This window comes from Enterobacter sp. Ap-1006 (assembly GCF_011752835.1).
Classification (GTDB): domain Bacteria; phylum Pseudomonadota; class Gammaproteobacteria; order Enterobacterales; family Enterobacteriaceae; genus Cedecea.
Genome location: NZ_VWWU01000008.1, coordinates 1 through 14106, shown reverse-complemented (window position 1 = coordinate 14106; position 14106 = coordinate 1). Strand labels below are relative to the sequence as shown.

12 protein-coding genes and 1 riboswitch are annotated in these 14106 nt (G+C 54.3%); of the genes, 9 read left to right on the top strand and 3 right to left on the bottom strand.

Annotated features, from left to right (window positions below):
- Positions 1-201: 201 nt before the first annotated feature.
- On the bottom strand, positions 202-1353 hold the full coding sequence (gene argE / locus F3J28_RS20410) for an acetylornithine deacetylase (RefSeq protein ID WP_034808745.1): 1152 nt from the start codon (positions 1351-1353) through the stop codon (positions 202-204).
- 186 nt (positions 1354-1539) lie between these two features.
- On the opposite strand from argE, the gene argC reads away from it, so the two are divergent.
- From argC to oxyR, 5 genes are all read left to right on the top strand, one after another.
- Positions 1540-2544, top strand: a complete 1005-nt coding sequence (argC, locus tag F3J28_RS20405; RefSeq protein ID WP_166879266.1) for an N-acetyl-gamma-glutamyl-phosphate reductase — start codon at positions 1540-1542, stop codon at positions 2542-2544.
- A 16-nt stretch (positions 2545-2560) separates the two neighbouring features.
- Positions 2561-3337 carry an acetylglutamate kinase gene (gene argB, locus F3J28_RS20400; protein ID WP_156107012.1) on the top strand — a complete coding sequence of 259 codons (777 nt, stop codon included), beginning with the start codon at positions 2561-2563 and terminating at the stop codon, positions 3335-3337.
- Between the two features lie 30 nt (positions 3338-3367).
- Positions 3368-4585: an argininosuccinate synthase gene (locus F3J28_RS20395; protein ID WP_008457567.1), complete on the top strand. Its 1218-nt coding sequence runs from the start codon at positions 3368-3370 to the stop codon at positions 4583-4585.
- A 78-nt stretch (positions 4586-4663) separates the two neighbouring features.
- Complete coding sequence (gene argH, locus F3J28_RS20390; protein WP_166879447.1) at positions 4664-6037, top strand: argininosuccinate lyase; 1374 nt, start codon at positions 4664-4666, stop codon at positions 6035-6037.
- 242 nt (positions 6038-6279) lie between these two features.
- The gene (gene oxyR / locus F3J28_RS20385) at positions 6280-7197 is read left to right on the top strand and encodes a DNA-binding transcriptional regulator OxyR (protein WP_008457571.1); all 918 of its coding nucleotides are present in this window, start codon (positions 6280-6282) and stop codon (positions 7195-7197) included.
- Here the strand turns inward: oxyR and sthA are convergent.
- Positions 7180-8580 carry a Si-specific NAD(P)(+) transhydrogenase gene (gene sthA / locus F3J28_RS20380; RefSeq protein WP_008457573.1) on the bottom strand — a complete coding sequence of 467 codons (1401 nt, stop codon included), beginning with the start codon at positions 8578-8580 and terminating at the stop codon, positions 7180-7182. The two genes, oxyR and sthA, sit on opposite strands and share 18 nt — an antisense overlap.
- Before the next feature lie 196 nt (positions 8581-8776).
- Between sthA and fabR the strand changes: the two genes are divergently transcribed.
- Positions 8777-9418, top strand: coding sequence for an HTH-type transcriptional repressor FabR (fabR, locus tag F3J28_RS20375; RefSeq protein ID WP_039289193.1), 642 nt, complete (start codon positions 8777-8779; stop codon positions 9416-9418).
- 11 nt (positions 9419-9429) lie between these two features.
- Complete coding sequence (locus tag F3J28_RS20370; protein ID WP_008457577.1) at positions 9430-9786, top strand: YijD family membrane protein; 357 nt, start codon at positions 9430-9432, stop codon at positions 9784-9786.
- A gap of 39 nt (positions 9787-9825) precedes the next feature.
- On the opposite strand, the gene trmA is transcribed toward F3J28_RS20370, so the two are convergent.
- Positions 9826-10926, bottom strand: a complete 1101-nt coding sequence (gene trmA, locus F3J28_RS20365; protein ID WP_166879263.1) for a tRNA (uridine(54)-C5)-methyltransferase TrmA — start codon at positions 10924-10926, stop codon at positions 9826-9828.
- A gap of 124 nt (positions 10927-11050) precedes the next feature.
- A riboswitch (cobalamin riboswitch) is annotated at positions 11051-11238 on the top strand.
- Between the two features lie 69 nt (positions 11239-11307).
- Between trmA and btuB the strand changes: the two genes are divergently transcribed.
- Both btuB and murI read left to right on the top strand, forming a co-directional pair.
- On the top strand, positions 11308-13149 hold the full coding sequence (gene btuB, locus F3J28_RS20360) for a TonB-dependent vitamin B12 receptor BtuB (protein WP_166879444.1): 1842 nt from the start codon (positions 11308-11310) through the stop codon (positions 13147-13149).
- A complete protein-coding gene (gene murI, locus F3J28_RS20355) occupies positions 13094-13945 on the top strand; it encodes a glutamate racemase (RefSeq protein ID WP_166879262.1) in 852 nt (283 codons plus the stop codon). The genes btuB and murI overlap by 56 nt, the downstream gene beginning before the upstream one ends.
- Positions 13946-14106: the final 161 nt, after the last annotated feature.

The following is a 14106-nucleotide window of genomic DNA, read 5'->3' as shown; positions in this document are numbered from 1 at the left end:
TCACCCGTGAAGGTTCAACACCGCCTTTTATAAAGCCACGTCATAAACCATTCGTCAATTGCTACGAAATCGTTTCAGCAAACGAGGAAATGACGCGAATTTATGAAATTTAATTACCAACTTCGCACATAAGCATTTCTTATAGGAATAGTGATTATTCCAGATTAAAAAGGGGGTAAAACCCCCTTTTGCCGCGATTAATTAATGCCAACAAAAATGATGCACTACCTGAGTGATTAACTCCCGGGTTGGCTTGATGAAGCGGGTATCGATGTATTCATCCGGCTGGTGAGCCTGGTTGATGGAGCCAGGACCAAGCACCAGCGTTGGGCATACGGTCTGGATAAACGGTGCTTCGGTACAGTAGTTCACCACTTCCGTTTGCGCGCCGAGCAGTTTCTCAACGACCTGCACGAGCTGGTGGTCCGGCGGGCATTCGTAGCCTGGGATCGGCGGATGAAGTTCAGAGACCGTCAGGCGGCCAGGCCAGCGCTGGCTTACCGGTTCTAATGCTTCAGTCAGTAAACCGTTCAGATCGTTTAATGTCATACCCGGCAGCGGGCGAATGTCCATGTGAAGTTCGCAACATGCACAAATGCGGTTTGCCGCGTCGCCGCCGTTAATGTGTCCTAAGTTGAGGGTTGGATACGGCACGGTGAAGGCGTCATGGTGATAGCGATCTTTCAGCGTATTGCGCAGCGTGAGAATGTGGCCGATGGCATCATGCATCAGTTCAATGGCGTTAACGCCGCGTGCCGGATCGCTCGAGTGGCCGGACTGCCCCAGAATACGAATGGCGTTAGACAAGTGTCCTTTGTGCGCACGTACCGGCTGTAGCGATGTCGGTTCACCGATGATTGCACAGTCCGGGCGAAGCGAGGTTGTTTCAGCGAAATAGCGTGCACCTGCCATGGTGGTCTCTTCATCGGCGGTGGCCAATATGTAGAGCGGCTTTTTCAGGGTTGTCACATCCACGTCGCGCAGCGCATCCAGAATGAACGCGAAGAACCCTTTCATGTCGGCGGTACCCAGGCCGTAAAGCTTGTTGTCGTGCTCGGTCAGGGTAAACGGGTCCCGCGTCCAGCGGCCATCGTCGAACGGCACAGTATCGGTGTGCCCTGCCAGTAACAGGCCGCCAGCGCCCTGGCCGCTGCTCGCCAGCATATTGAATTTATTGCGAGTGCCTGGCACAGGCTGAATTTCGACGTTAAAACCGAGGTCGCGGAACCAGCCCGCCAGTAAATTGATTAAAGACTCATTGCTTTGATCCAGCGCGCTGTCGGTGGCGCTGATGGAAGGTGTCGCGATCAGGGCGCGGTAGATCTCGATAAAAGGCGGTAATTTCATCTTCACTGTTGACAGGCCTTAGGTTAGGATAGTATCAATATTCATGCATTAATTGTGAATAAAAATACAATAACGTTGAGCGTAAAGGAACAGTTAAGCGTTCCGGTGAATAAAAAACCACGCTAACGGACGTGGGTGAAAGCGTCAGGCTGGCACTCTGAGCAGACCGAAAAGACAAGGTGAACGACCCAGATGTTGAATACGCTGATTGTGGGTGCAAGCGGTTATGCAGGCGCAGAGCTTGTAAGCTATTTGAATCGCCATCCTGATATGAACATAACCGCTTTGACGGTTTCAGCGCAAAGCTCAGATGCAGGAAAATTGATATCTGATTTGCATCCGCAGTTAAAGGGCATTGTTGATCTGCCGCTGCAGGCGATGTCCGACATCAGTGAGTTTAGCGAGGGTGTGGATGTGGTGTTCCTCGCCACCGCCCACGAAGTCAGCCACGATCTGGCTCCGCAGTTCCTGGCGGCAGGCTGCGTGGTGATCGATCTCTCAGGCGCGTTCCGCGTCAACGACCCGGCGTTCTATGAACGTTATTACGGTTTTACCCATCAGCATCCTGAGCTGCTGGAAAAAGCGGTTTATGGCCTGGCCGAATGGCAGGGCGCTGCGCTCAAAGAGAGCAATTTAATTGCCGTGCCGGGCTGCTATCCGACGGCGTCTCAGCTGGCGCTGAAGCCGCTGATCGATGCCGATCTGCTGGATTTGAACCAGTGGCCGGTGATCAACGCCACCAGCGGCGTCAGCGGTGCCGGGCGCAAGGCCGCGATTTCCAACAGCTTCTGCGAAGTTAGCCTGCAGCCTTACGGCGTGTTTAATCATCGTCATCAACCAGAAATCGCGACCCATCTTGGCGCGTCGGTGATTTTCACCCCGCACCTCGGCAATTTCCCGCGTGGCATTTTGGCGACGATTACCTGTCGCCTGAAAGCTGGCGTTACGCAGCAGCAGATCGCGGAGACGTTTACCCAGGCTTACGGCGACAAGCCGCTGGTTCGCCTGTACGAAAAAGGCGTTCCGGCGCTGAAAAATGTGGTTGGCCTGCCGTTCTGCGACATCGGCTTTGCCGTGCAGGATGAGCACCTGATTGTTGTTGCCACCGAGGATAACCTGCTGAAAGGTGCCGCGGCGCAGGCAGTACAGTGTCTTAATATTCGTTTTGGCTTCACCGAAACGCAGTCCCTTATTTAACCGTCGGTCGGGTGAAATGATGAATCCTTTAATTATCAAATTGGGCGGCGTGCTGCTGGATAGCGAAGAGGCGTTGGAGCGCCTGTTTACCGCGCTGGTGAACTATCGCCAGTCCCATCAGCGTCCGCTGGTGATTGTTCACGGCGGCGGTTGCCTGGTGGATGAGCTGATGAAGAAGCTGGCGTTGCCGGTACAAAAGAAAAACGGCCTGCGTGTGACGCCTGCCGACCAGATTGACATTATTACCGGTGCGCTGGCGGGCACGGCCAACAAGACGCTGCTGGCCTGGGCGAAGAAGCATGGCATTAACGGCGTTGGCTTGAGCCTCGGTGACGGGGATAGCGTTACGGTGACTCAGCTTGACGAAGCGCTTGGTCACGTCGGCCTGGCTAAACCGGGTTCGCCAAAACTGATTAATACGCTGCTGGAAAACGGCTTCCTGCCGATTGTTAGCTCCATCGGTGTGACCACTGAAGGCGAGCTGATGAACGTCAATGCGGATCAGGCGGCAACGGCGCTGGCCGCAACGCTCGGCGCGGATTTGATTCTGTTGTCCGACGTGAGCGGTATCCTGGACGGTAAAGGTCAGCGCATCGCTGAGATGACGGCGGCCAAAGCCGAACAGCTGATTGAGCAAGGCATTATTACCGACGGCATGATTGTGAAAGTGAACGCGGCGCTGGATGCGGCCCGTACCCTGGGACGCCCGGTGGATATTGCCTCATGGCGCCACGCGGATCAGCTACCCTCTTTATTCAACGGTGTGGCTATCGGCACCCGGATTCTGGCATAGACAAAGAATAGTTTTAACAAGGACAAGACAATGCAAAATCACGGCATCAAAAAAATCGTTCTCGCATACTCTGGTGGCCTCGACACTTCAGCCATCATTCCATGGCTGAAAGAGAACTACGGCGGCTGCGAAGTGGTCGCCTGCGTGGTGGATATCGGTCAGGATCGTGAAGATCTGAAAGGCGTTGAGCAGAAAGCGCTGCGCTCCGGGGCGTCTGAGTGCTACGTGGTCGATGCGCGTGAAGAGTTTATCAGCGACTATGTTTACCCTGTGCTGCAGACCGGGGCGCTGTATGAAGGCAGCTATCTGCTCGGCACTTCTATGGCGCGTCCGCTGATCGCTAAAGCGCTGGTGGATGTGGCGAATAAAGTGGGCGCAGATGCGCTGTGCCACGGCGCAACCGGTAAAGGTAACGACCAGGTGCGTTTTGAATCTACCTGGGCCGCGCTGGCTCCGCATCTGAAGGTTGTTGCCCCGTGGCGTGAGTGGAACCTGCGTTCCCGTGAAGCGCTGCTCGATTACCTGAAAGAGCGTGATATCCCGACGACGGCCTCACTGGAAAAAATCTACAGCCGTGACGAAAACGCCTGGCACATTTCTACCGAAGGTGGCGTGCTGGAAAGCCCGTGGAATGCCCCGAACAAAGACTGTTGGGTGTGGACCGTTGACCCGCAGGAAGCGCCGGATCAGGCTGAACAGGTCACTGTGACCGTTAAGCAGGGCAAGGTTGTGGCCGTGAACGGGGAAGCGATGAGCCCATTCAAGTGTCTGGAAACCCTGAACGCTATCGGGGCCAGGCACGGTATTGGCCGTATCGATATCGTTGAAAACCGTCTGGTGGGTATTAAGTCTCGTGGTTGCTATGAAACCCCAGGGGGCACCATTATGATGGCTGCGCTGCGTGGCGTTGAGCAGCTGGTGCTGGATCGTGACTCTTTCAAATGGCGTGAGCAGTTGGGTCTCGAAATGTCCTACGTTGTGTACGATGGCCGCTGGTTTGCACCTCTGCGTAAATCTCTGCAGGCATCTGCCGAGTCGCTGGCGGAAGAAGTGAACGGCGAAGTTGTGCTGCAGCTGTATAAAGGCCAGGTGACGGCGATTCAGAAAAAATCCCCGAACAGCCTCTACAGCGAAGAGTTTGCGACCTTTGGCGAAGATGAAGTTTACGATCACAGCCACGCGGGCGGCTTTATCCGTCTGTTCTCGCTCTCTTCCCGTATCCGTGCGCTGAACGAACTTAAGAAGTAATTTTTTACCCTCACGTGTTCCCAGGCCGGGAATGTGTGAGGGGCAAACGAATATCAATATGATGAATGGAGCATGACTATGGCACTTTGGGGTGGGCGTTTTACTCAGGCAGCCGATCGGCGGTTTAAGCAATTCAATGACTCTTTACGCTTTGACTATCGCCTGGCTGAGCAAGACATCGTAGGTTCTGTCGCCTGGTCCAAAGCGTTGGTCACCGTGGGCGTGCTGACTGAAGCTGAGCAACAGCAGCTTGAGCAGGCCCTGAAAGTCTTGCTGGAAGAAGTGCAGGTTAACCCGCAGGCTATTCTGGAAAGCAACGCGGAAGATATTCACAGCTGGGTGGAAGGCAAGCTGATCGATAAAGTCGGTGCGCTGGGTAAAAAACTCCACACTGGCCGTAGCCGCAACGATCAGGTCGCCACCGACCTGAAGCTGTGGTGCAAAATGCAAATCAGCGAGCTGCTGGCTGCCACCCGCCAGGTACAGCAAGCATTAATTGAAACAGCCGAAGCCAATCAGGATGCGGTGATGCCGGGTTATACACACCTGCAGCGCGCGCAGCCGGTCACTTTTGCTCACTGGTGCCTGGCGTACGTTGAGATGCTGGCGCGCGATGAAAGCCGTTTGCAAAGCACTCTGCAGCGCCTGGACGTCAGCCCGCTGGGCAGCGGCGCGCTGGCAGGCACCGCCTATGAAATTGACCGCGAACAGCTTGCCGGCTGGTTAGGTTTTGCTTCCGCGACCCGCAATAGCCTCGACAGTGTTTCTGACCGCGATCATGTGCTGGAACTGCTGTCCAACGCTTCTATCGGCATGGTTCACCTGTCCCGTTTTGCAGAAGATCTGATCTTCTTCAACACCGGGGAAGCCGGTTTTGTTGAGCTGTCCGATCGCGTGACTTCTGGTTCCTCCCTGATGCCGCAGAAGAAAAACCCGGATGCGCTGGAGCTGATCCGCGGCAAGTGCGGCCGAGTGCAGGGCGCCCTGACCGGTATGATGATGACCCTCAAAGGCCTGCCGCTGGCGTATAACAAAGATATGCAGGAAGACAAAGAAGGCCTGTTCGACGCCCTCGATACCTGGCTTGATTGTCTGCATATGTCCGTGCTGGTGCTGGACGGCATTCAGGTTAAACGTCCTCGCTGCCAGGAAGCAGCTGAGCAAGGCTATGCCAACGCCACCGAGCTGGCGGATTACCTTGTTGCTAAAGGCGTGCCGTTCCGTGAAGCTCACCACATTGTCGGCGAGGCTGTCGTCGAAGCGATTAAACAAGGTAAAGCGCTGGAAGCCTTAACCCTGGCCGACCTGCAGAAGTTCAGCGAGGTTATTGGCGACGATGTGTATCCGATCCTGTCGCTGCAGTCCTGCCTCGACAAGCGCGCCGCGAAAGGCGGTGTTTCACCTAAGCAGGTTGCTCAGGCTATCGCTGACGCGAAACAGCGCCTGGTCTAATCCCCTCGAAATTTGAACAAAAAAAAGCGGACATACTGTCCGCTAAAAGTTCACGTTGGCTTTAATAATTCGTCAGGTTCAGAGAACAGAGAGTCTCTGCAGCCGCGCGTCGTTCTGGGGTAAGTCAGAGCGATGCGCCTTGCTGTTGCTGGCTATTATTCACCAACATTGCTTGATAGGGATAATCGTTCGTTGCTATGCTATCTATCGCCATGAACTATCGTGGCGCAGGAGGATAGAGAATGAATATTCGAGATCTTGAATACCTGGTGGCGCTGGCCGAGCACCGCCATTTTCGTCGGGCAGCGGATGCCTGTCACGTTAGCCAGCCGACCCTGAGCGGCCAGATTCGCAAGCTGGAAGATGAACTGGGCGTTATGCTGCTGGAGCGTACCAGCCGTAAAGTGCTGTTCACCCAGGCGGGGTTGCTGCTGGTGGATCAGGCGCGGACGGTGCTGCGTGAAGTCAAAGTACTGAAAGAGATGGCAAGCCAGCAGGGCGAAGCCATGTCCGGCCCGCTGCATATTGGCCTGATCCCAACTGTGGGGCCTTACCTGCTCCCGCAAATTATTCCTATGCTGCATCAGACTTTCCCTAAGCTGGAAATGTATCTGCATGAAGCCCAGACCCATCAGCTGCTGGCGCAGCTCGACAGCGGCAAGCTGGACTGTGCCATTCTGGCGCTGGTAAAAGAGAGCGAAGCGTTTATCGAGGTGCCGCTGTTTGATGAGCCGATGGTGCTGGCGGTTTACCAGGATCACCCGTGGGCGAACCGTGACCGCGTGCCGATGTCCGATCTGGCTGGTGAAAAGCTGCTGATGCTGGAAGATGGGCACTGCCTGCGCGATCAGGCTATGGGCTTTTGCTTTGAAGCGGGTGCGGATGAAGATACCCATTTCCGGGCAACAAGCTTAGAGACGCTGCGTAACATGGTGGCTGCAGGAAGTGGCATCACGCTTTTGCCAGCCCTGGCTGTGCCGCATGAACGCCAGCGAGACGGCGTAGTTTATCTGCCGTGTTATAAACCAGAACCGCGTCGTACCGTCGGCCTGGTTTATCGTCCGGGATCACCGCTGCGCAGCCGCTATGAGCAGCTGGCAGAGGCCATCCGCACGCAGATGGATGGCCATTTCGACTCAGCGCTAAAACAGGCGATTTAAGCCGTTAAGCGCCGCTACCCGATAGGCTTCCGCCATTGTTGGGTAGTTAAAGGTGGTGTTAACGAAGTACTCAATGGTGTTACCGCCACCTTTCTGCTCCATAATCGCCTGGCCGATGTGAATGATTTCGGCCGCGCGCTCGCCAAAGCAGTGGATCCCCAGAATTTCTTTCGTCTCACGGTGGAACAGAATTTTCAGCGTCCCAACGTTCATACCCACGATTTGCGCCCGCGCGAGATGTTTAAACTGCGCCCGGCCCACTTCGTAAGGCACTTTCATCGAGGTTAGCTGTTGTTCCGTTTTGCCCACGGAGCTGATTTCTGGAATGGTGTAGATGCCGGTCGGAATATCTTCGATCAGATGCCCTGTGGCTTCCCCTTTCACCAGCGCCTGAGCGGCGATACGGCCTTGATCGTAGGCTGCTGAAGCCAGGCTTGGATAACCGATCACGTCACCCACCGCGTAAATATGCGGCAGCGCGGTCTGGTACATGCTGTTGACCTTGATGAGTCCACGGCTGTCGGCTTCGAGCCCGATATTTTCCAGCGCCAGTGAATCCGTATTCCCGGTACGTCCGTTGGCGTAAAGCAGGCAATCCGCCTTCACTTTTTTGCCGGACTTCAGAGAAACAATCACGCCGTCGTCCACGCCTTCAATCTTCTCAAACTCTTCGTTGTGGCGAATAACCACGCCGCTGTTCCAGAAGTGATAGGAAAGTGAATCCGACATTTCCTGATCGAGGAAAGCCAGCAGGCGATCGCGAGTGTTGATCAGATCAACTTTGACGTTCATCCCGCGGAAGATCGATGCGTACTCACAGCCGATCACCCCGGCACCATAGATGATCACGTGGCGCGGTTCGTGATGCAGGCTGAGAATTGAGTCGCTGTCGTAGATACGTGGGTGGGTAAAATCAACTTCTGGCGGGCGGTAAGGGCGAGAACCGCAGGCAATGACAAACTTCTCGGCGGTGTAGGTTTCGACCGACCCATCGTGGCACAGAAGCTCGACAGTGTGCTCATCCACAAAGTGCGCATCGCCCTGCAGCATTTCGCAGCGGTTACGCTCGTAAAAGCCCTGGCGCATGCGAGTTTGCTGGTTAATCACGCTGTCGGCGTGGTTCAGGATGTCGGCAAAAGAGGAGCGAAGAAGGTGAGTGTGGTCGCTGTATAACGGGTTTTGATTGAATTCAATAATGCGGCTGACGGCGTGGCGGAGGGCTTTCGAAGGGATGGTGCCCCAATGGGTGCAACCGCCGCCGACATTGTGGTAGCGCTCAATCACCGCTACCCTGGCTCCTTGTTTCACCAGCCCCATGGCGGCACCTTCGCCTCCGGGACCGGAACCAATCACTATTGCGTCATAATCGTAGGTTTGTGGCATGGTAAGGCTTACCTGTTTTTATACATAAAGGCAACACGATGGTAACATCAACCAGGAATTTCCCCAATTCTCGTTGTGCTTTTTCCCGCCTGGGCAGGTCAATGTTCCGTAAACAATCATTCACAATACACTATAAAAGCGGTAGCTTGATTCTCTGATATAGTTCCAGCTCTGTTTGAAGGATTCAGGCAATATGATGGGTGTAAGAGCGCAACAAAAAGAGAGAACCAGGCGTTCTTTAGTCGAGGCAGCATTTAGCCAGCTAAGCGCCGAAAGAAGCTTTGCCAGCCTGAGCCTGCGTGAAGTTGCCCGCGAAGCCGGTATTGCGCCAACGTCATTTTATCGCCATTTCCGCGATGTTGATGAACTTGGTCTTACAATGGTAGACGAAAGTGGCCTGATGCTGCGGCAGTTAATGCGGCAGGCGCGGCAGCGCATCGCCAAAGGCGGCAGCGTGATCCGTACCTCAGTGTCAACGTTCATGGAGTTTATCGGCAATAACCCTAACGCTTTCCGCCTGTTGTTGCGTGAACGTTCAGGCACGTCTGCGGCGTTTCGTGCCGCGGTTGCCCGTGAAATTCAGCACTTTATTGCGGAACTTGCCGACTATTTAGAACTCGAAAATCGCATGCCTCGCAGCTTCACCGAAGCGCAGGCGGAAGCGATGGTCACGATTGTTTTTAGTGCAGGTGCCGAAGCGCTGGACGTTGATATTGAACAGCGTCGTCAGCTCGAAGAGCGACTGGTGTTGCAGCTACGTATGATCTCGAAAGGGGCTTACTACTGGTATCGCCGGGAACAAGAAAAAATGGCACTGGCTCATTTATCCGAAGAGTGAAGGAACGAGCAATGAAACAGTTACAAGATAGAGGTACGCTGGCGCTGGCGTTAATCGCTGGTCTGTCGATTAACGGATCTTTTGCCGCGCTGTTCAGCTCGGTTGTTCCGTTCTCGATATTTCCTATTATTGCTCTGGTGCTGGCGGTTTGTTGCCTGCATCAGCGCTATCAGAACCGTACGATGCCGGTTGGGTTACCGAGCCTTGCTGCAGCCTGTTTTGTGTTAGGCGTGCTGCTTTATAGTTCAGTGGTTCGCGTTGAATACCCGGCGATTGGCTCTAACTTTATCCCTTCGATTCTGTCGGTGGTTGTGCTGTTCTGGATTTTGTTTAAAGTTCGCTCCCGCAAATCAGAAGCGGCTGAGTAAGCCCGATAAATAGAAAAAGGACGCCGAGGCGTCCTTTTTCTATTTGCGCGTGAGCAGTACGCCGCATTCCATGTGATGCGTGTACGGGAACTGGTCAAACAGTGCCAGACGGGTGATGTTGTGAGTCTGGGATAATGTTTCCAGGTTCTCGCACAGCGTCTGTGGATTGCATGAGATATAAAGGATATGCGGGTAGGCCTGCACCATTTTTACCGTGTCAGCATCCAGGCCGCTGCGCGGTGGATCGACAAAAATGGTTTCGCAGTGATAGCTTTTGAGATCGATTCCCTGCAGGCGGTTAAACTCCCTTACGCCGTTCATCGCCTGGGTAAACTCTTCCGCCGCCATGCGGATAATCTGCACGTTATCAATATTGTTGGCTGCGATGTTGTACTGCGCCGCAGCCACGGACGGTTTAGCGATTTCGGTCGCCAGCACACGGTCGAAGTTGCGGGCCAGAGCCAGCGAGAAGTTGCCGTTCCCGCAGTAGAGCTCCAGCAGGTCGCCGCTTGAATTTTCTGTCGCGCTCAGCGCCCATTCCAGCATCTGAATATTCATGGCCGCGTTTGGCTGAGTGAAGCTGTTCTCAACCTGGCGGTAAATCATCTCTTTACCGGCAACCGGCAGGCGTTCGTCGATAAAATCTTGGTCCAGCTCAATCTTGGTTTTTGTTGCACGGCCAATCAAATGCACGTTAAAGCCACGGGCGCGCAGGCTGTCGCGCAGCGCCTCGGCATGCTGCTGCCATTCATCATCCAGCTTGCGGTGGTAGAGCAAAGACACCACGGCCTGATTGCTCAGGGTAGTCAGGTAGTCAATCTGGAACAGCTTGTGGCGCAGGGCTGGAATATCGCGGACGCCATCCAGCATAGCTGGCATCAGGGCGTTAATAAGCTCACTGGCTGCCGGGAAGCTGTTGACCCGAATACGGCTTTTAGTCTGCTGATCGAACATGATGTGATACAGGTCATCACCTTCATGCCAGATGCGGAACTCAGCTCGCATGCGGTAGTGACTTACCGGTGAGCGGAATACCTCCGGGGCCGGTGCGGCAAAAGGCGCCATCATGCCTTCGAGGCGAGTGACTTTTTCCGCCAGTTGCGCGTCGTACTGATCTGTCGGGAGGTGTTCAGGGGTCATGGCTAGCCATCCAGTCGGTCAATGAATACAAACTACGCGGCGATTGTAGGGATTCGACCCGGGATGTCCAGCCCGATCGCGTTAAGAAGTTCAGCCGGAAGTCTGGACATCCGTATAAGCCTAACGGTAGCATGGCTTTTCCGGCCTCCTGAGAGTTAAAAGGGAACCCAGTGTGATTCTGGGGCTGACGCGCAGCGGTAAGGAACGGCAAGATGAACGCATTATGCAGACACTGCTTTCTTATATAAGCGGGAAGTCCTCATCTTAATTAAGCCTCCAAGCCCGAAGACCTGCCGGAACGACGTCGCAAGTGATATGGCTATCGCGTGCTATTTGCCATATCTGCGGCATCCTGGTCGAAAGCGGATGCTTATATAAATGATGATAAAGAAGGTTTCGCTGTTGACGGCTCTGTCCGCAACGGCTTTTTCAGTTTGGGCGCAGGACAGCAATACCGACAACACTCTGGTGGTCACTGCGAACCGTTTTCAGCAACCGGTAAGTAGTGTTCTGGCGCCGACTTCGGTGGTCACGCGTGAAGATATCGATCGCTGGCAGTCAAAATCGCTGACTGACGTGATGCGCCGCCTGCCGGGGGTAGATATTGCGCAAAATGGTGGCCTTGGTCAGCTCTCCTCAGTGTTCATTCGCGGGACTAATTCCAGCCATGTGCTGGTGCTGATTGACGGCATCCGCCTTAATCAGGCCGGTGTGACCGGCTCTTCCGACCTCAGCCAGATTCCAGTCTCTCTTGTTCAGCGCGTAGAGTACATCCGTGGGCCTCGTTCAGCTGTCTATGGCTCTGATGCTATCGGCGGGGTCATCAACATTATCACCACCCGTGATAAAGACGGCACAACGCTGACGGCGGGAGTGGGCTCAAACGGCTACCAGAACTATGACGCCAGCACACAGCAAAAGCTGGGGGATAGCACTCGCGTGACTCTGGCCGGCAACTATGAGTACACCAAAGGCTTTGACGTTGTAGCCGATGGCAACACCGGCGGCCTGCGTCAGCCCGATCGCGACGGCTTCATGAGTAAATCTCTTTACGGAGCGCTTGAGCATAGCTTTTCTGAGCAATGGAGCGGCTTTGTGCGTGGCTACGGGTACGATAACCGTACGGCCTATGACAACAGCAGCTATGTCCCAGGTGTGCTGGTAGATACCCGCCAGCTCTACAGTCAGACATGGGATGCGGGCCTGCGATTTAATAACGATATCTTCCACTCACAGCTGATTTCCAGCTACGGCCACAGCAAAGATTACAACTTCGATCCGCGCCTCGGTCGCTACGACTCAAGCGCTACCCTCGATGAAATCAAGCAGTACAACCTGCAGTGGACTAACTCTGTTGATCTCGGCGCAGGGAATGTCGGGGCGGGCGTTGACTGGCAGAAGCAAAGCACTGAACCGGGTACTAACTATGTAACTGACGGCTACGACCAGCGTAATACCGGCGTCTATCTGACAGCGCTGCAAAAGCTGGGTGATTTCACCTTTGAAGGCGCCGCGCGTAACGATAACAACTCAGAGTTCGGTAATCACGGCACCTGGCAAAGCAGCGCAGCCTGGGAATTCGTTGAGGGGTATCGCTTCATTGCCTCCTACGGTACGGCGTTTAAGGCGCCAAACCAGGGACAGCTGTTTGGCTTCTACGGGAACAGAGATCTGAATCCAGAAGAAAGCCGTCAGTGGGAAGGCGCATTTGAAGGGTTAACTTCCGGCGTGAACTGGCGCGTTTCGGGCTACCGTAACCTGATTGATAACCTGATCGACTTCAACATGGGGACGAATAGCTATTACAACGTCGGCAAGGCCAACATTAAAGGTATTGAAGGTACAGCATCCTTTGACACCGGCCCTGTGCAGCACAGCGTTAGCTATGACTATGTTGACGCTCGCAATGGCCTGACGGATGCACCGTTGGTGCGTCGTGCCAAACAGCAGGTGAAGTACCAGCTTGACTGGGCGCTCTACGACCTGGACTGGAGCGTCACTTATCATTATCTGGGCTCACGCTACGATACCGATTTCAATACCGGGCAAACCGTGAAAATGGGCGGTGTCAGCCTGTGGGATGTTGCCTTGTCGTATCCAGTCACGTCACAACTGACCGTTCGTGGTAGAATAGCTAACCTGTTCGATAAAGATTACGAGACGGTTTATGGCTACCATACTGCAGGACGGGAATACTACTTGTCTGGCAGCTACACCTTCTGATGCACATCCCACCGTGCTGGTTTTTGACTCCGGCGTTGGTGGGCTGTCCGTCTACAATGAGATTCGGCAGCTTCTGCCGGATCTTCATTACATCTACGCCTTCGATAACGTGGCGTTTCCATACGGCGAAAAGAGCGAAGAGTTTATCGTCGACCGGGTGGTCTCAATAGTGACTGCTGTCCAGCAGCATTATCCTTTAGCCCTCGCTGTTATTGCCTGTAATACCGCAAGCACTGTTTCCCTCCCTGCTTTACGCGAAAAGTTCGACTTCCCTGTTGTTGGCGTTGTGCCTGCGATTAAACCGGCTGCGCGTTTGACGACAAATGGGGTTGTGGGTCTGTTGGCAACGCGCGGCACGGTCAAGCGTCCTTATACCCACGAGCTTATCTCCCGATTTGCTACCGAATGCAAAATTGAGATGCTGGGGTCTGCCGAACTGGTGGAGCTGGCGGAGGCGAAGCTTCATGGTGAGCCTGTACCGCTGGACGAGCTGCGTAAAATCCTGCGGCCGTGGTTACGGATGTCGGAGCCGCCGGATACCGTTGTATTAGGCTGCACGCATTTCCCTTTATTACAGGAAGAACTGTTGGAAGTGTTACCTGAGGGGACGAGGCTGATTGATTCCGGTGCCGCTATTGCAAGGCGTACCGTTTGGTTACTGGAACATGAAGCGCCTGAAGCGGCGTCTGCAGATCCGAATATTGCCTATTGTATGGCGTTCACGCCTGAAACTGCGCAATTAATGCCCGTTTTACAACGTTACGGCTTTGAAAGGCTCGAAAAACTGGCACTTTAGTGCCGTTTTGAGTAAAAAAACGACGCTTGAAAGTTTTTTTCAAATTAGGGGTTGTCAGACTCTGAGAACTCCCTATAATGCGCCTCCACTGACACGGCGAAGCGGCTTCGAAAGCGGCTTCACAACCCGGTAGTCAGTCAGACGAAAGCGAAAATAAACGC

Bases quoted from the DNA above. Each gene is read 5' to 3' on its own strand.
- argC (WP_166879266.1), top strand. From the start codon at position 1,540: ATGTTGAATACGCTGATTGTGGGTGCAAGCGGTTATGCAGGCGCAGAG.
- sthA (WP_008457573.1), bottom strand. From the start codon at position 8,580: ATGCCACAAACCTACGATTATGACGCAATAGTGATTGGTTCCGGTCCC.
- F3J28_RS20395 (WP_008457567.1), top strand. From the start codon at position 3,368: ATGCAAAATCACGGCATCAAAAAAATCGTTCTCGCATACTCTGGTGGC.
- F3J28_RS20370 (WP_008457577.1), top strand. From the start codon at position 9,430: ATGAAACAGTTACAAGATAGAGGTACGCTGGCGCTGGCGTTAATCGCT.
- fabR (WP_039289193.1), top strand. From the start codon at position 8,777: ATGGGTGTAAGAGCGCAACAAAAAGAGAGAACCAGGCGTTCTTTAGTC.
- btuB (WP_166879444.1), top strand. From the start codon at position 11,308: ATGATAAAGAAGGTTTCGCTGTTGACGGCTCTGTCCGCAACGGCTTTT.
- argH (WP_166879447.1), top strand. From the start codon at position 4,664: ATGGCACTTTGGGGTGGGCGTTTTACTCAGGCAGCCGATCGGCGGTTT.
- argB (WP_156107012.1), top strand. From the start codon at position 2,561: ATGATGAATCCTTTAATTATCAAATTGGGCGGCGTGCTGCTGGATAGC.
- murI (WP_166879262.1), top strand. From the start codon at position 13,094: ATGGCTACCATACTGCAGGACGGGAATACTACTTGTCTGGCAGCTACA.
- trmA (WP_166879263.1), bottom strand. From the start codon at position 10,926: ATGACCCCTGAACACCTCCCGACAGATCAGTACGACGCGCAACTGGCG.
- oxyR (WP_008457571.1), top strand. From the start codon at position 6,280: ATGAATATTCGAGATCTTGAATACCTGGTGGCGCTGGCCGAGCACCGC.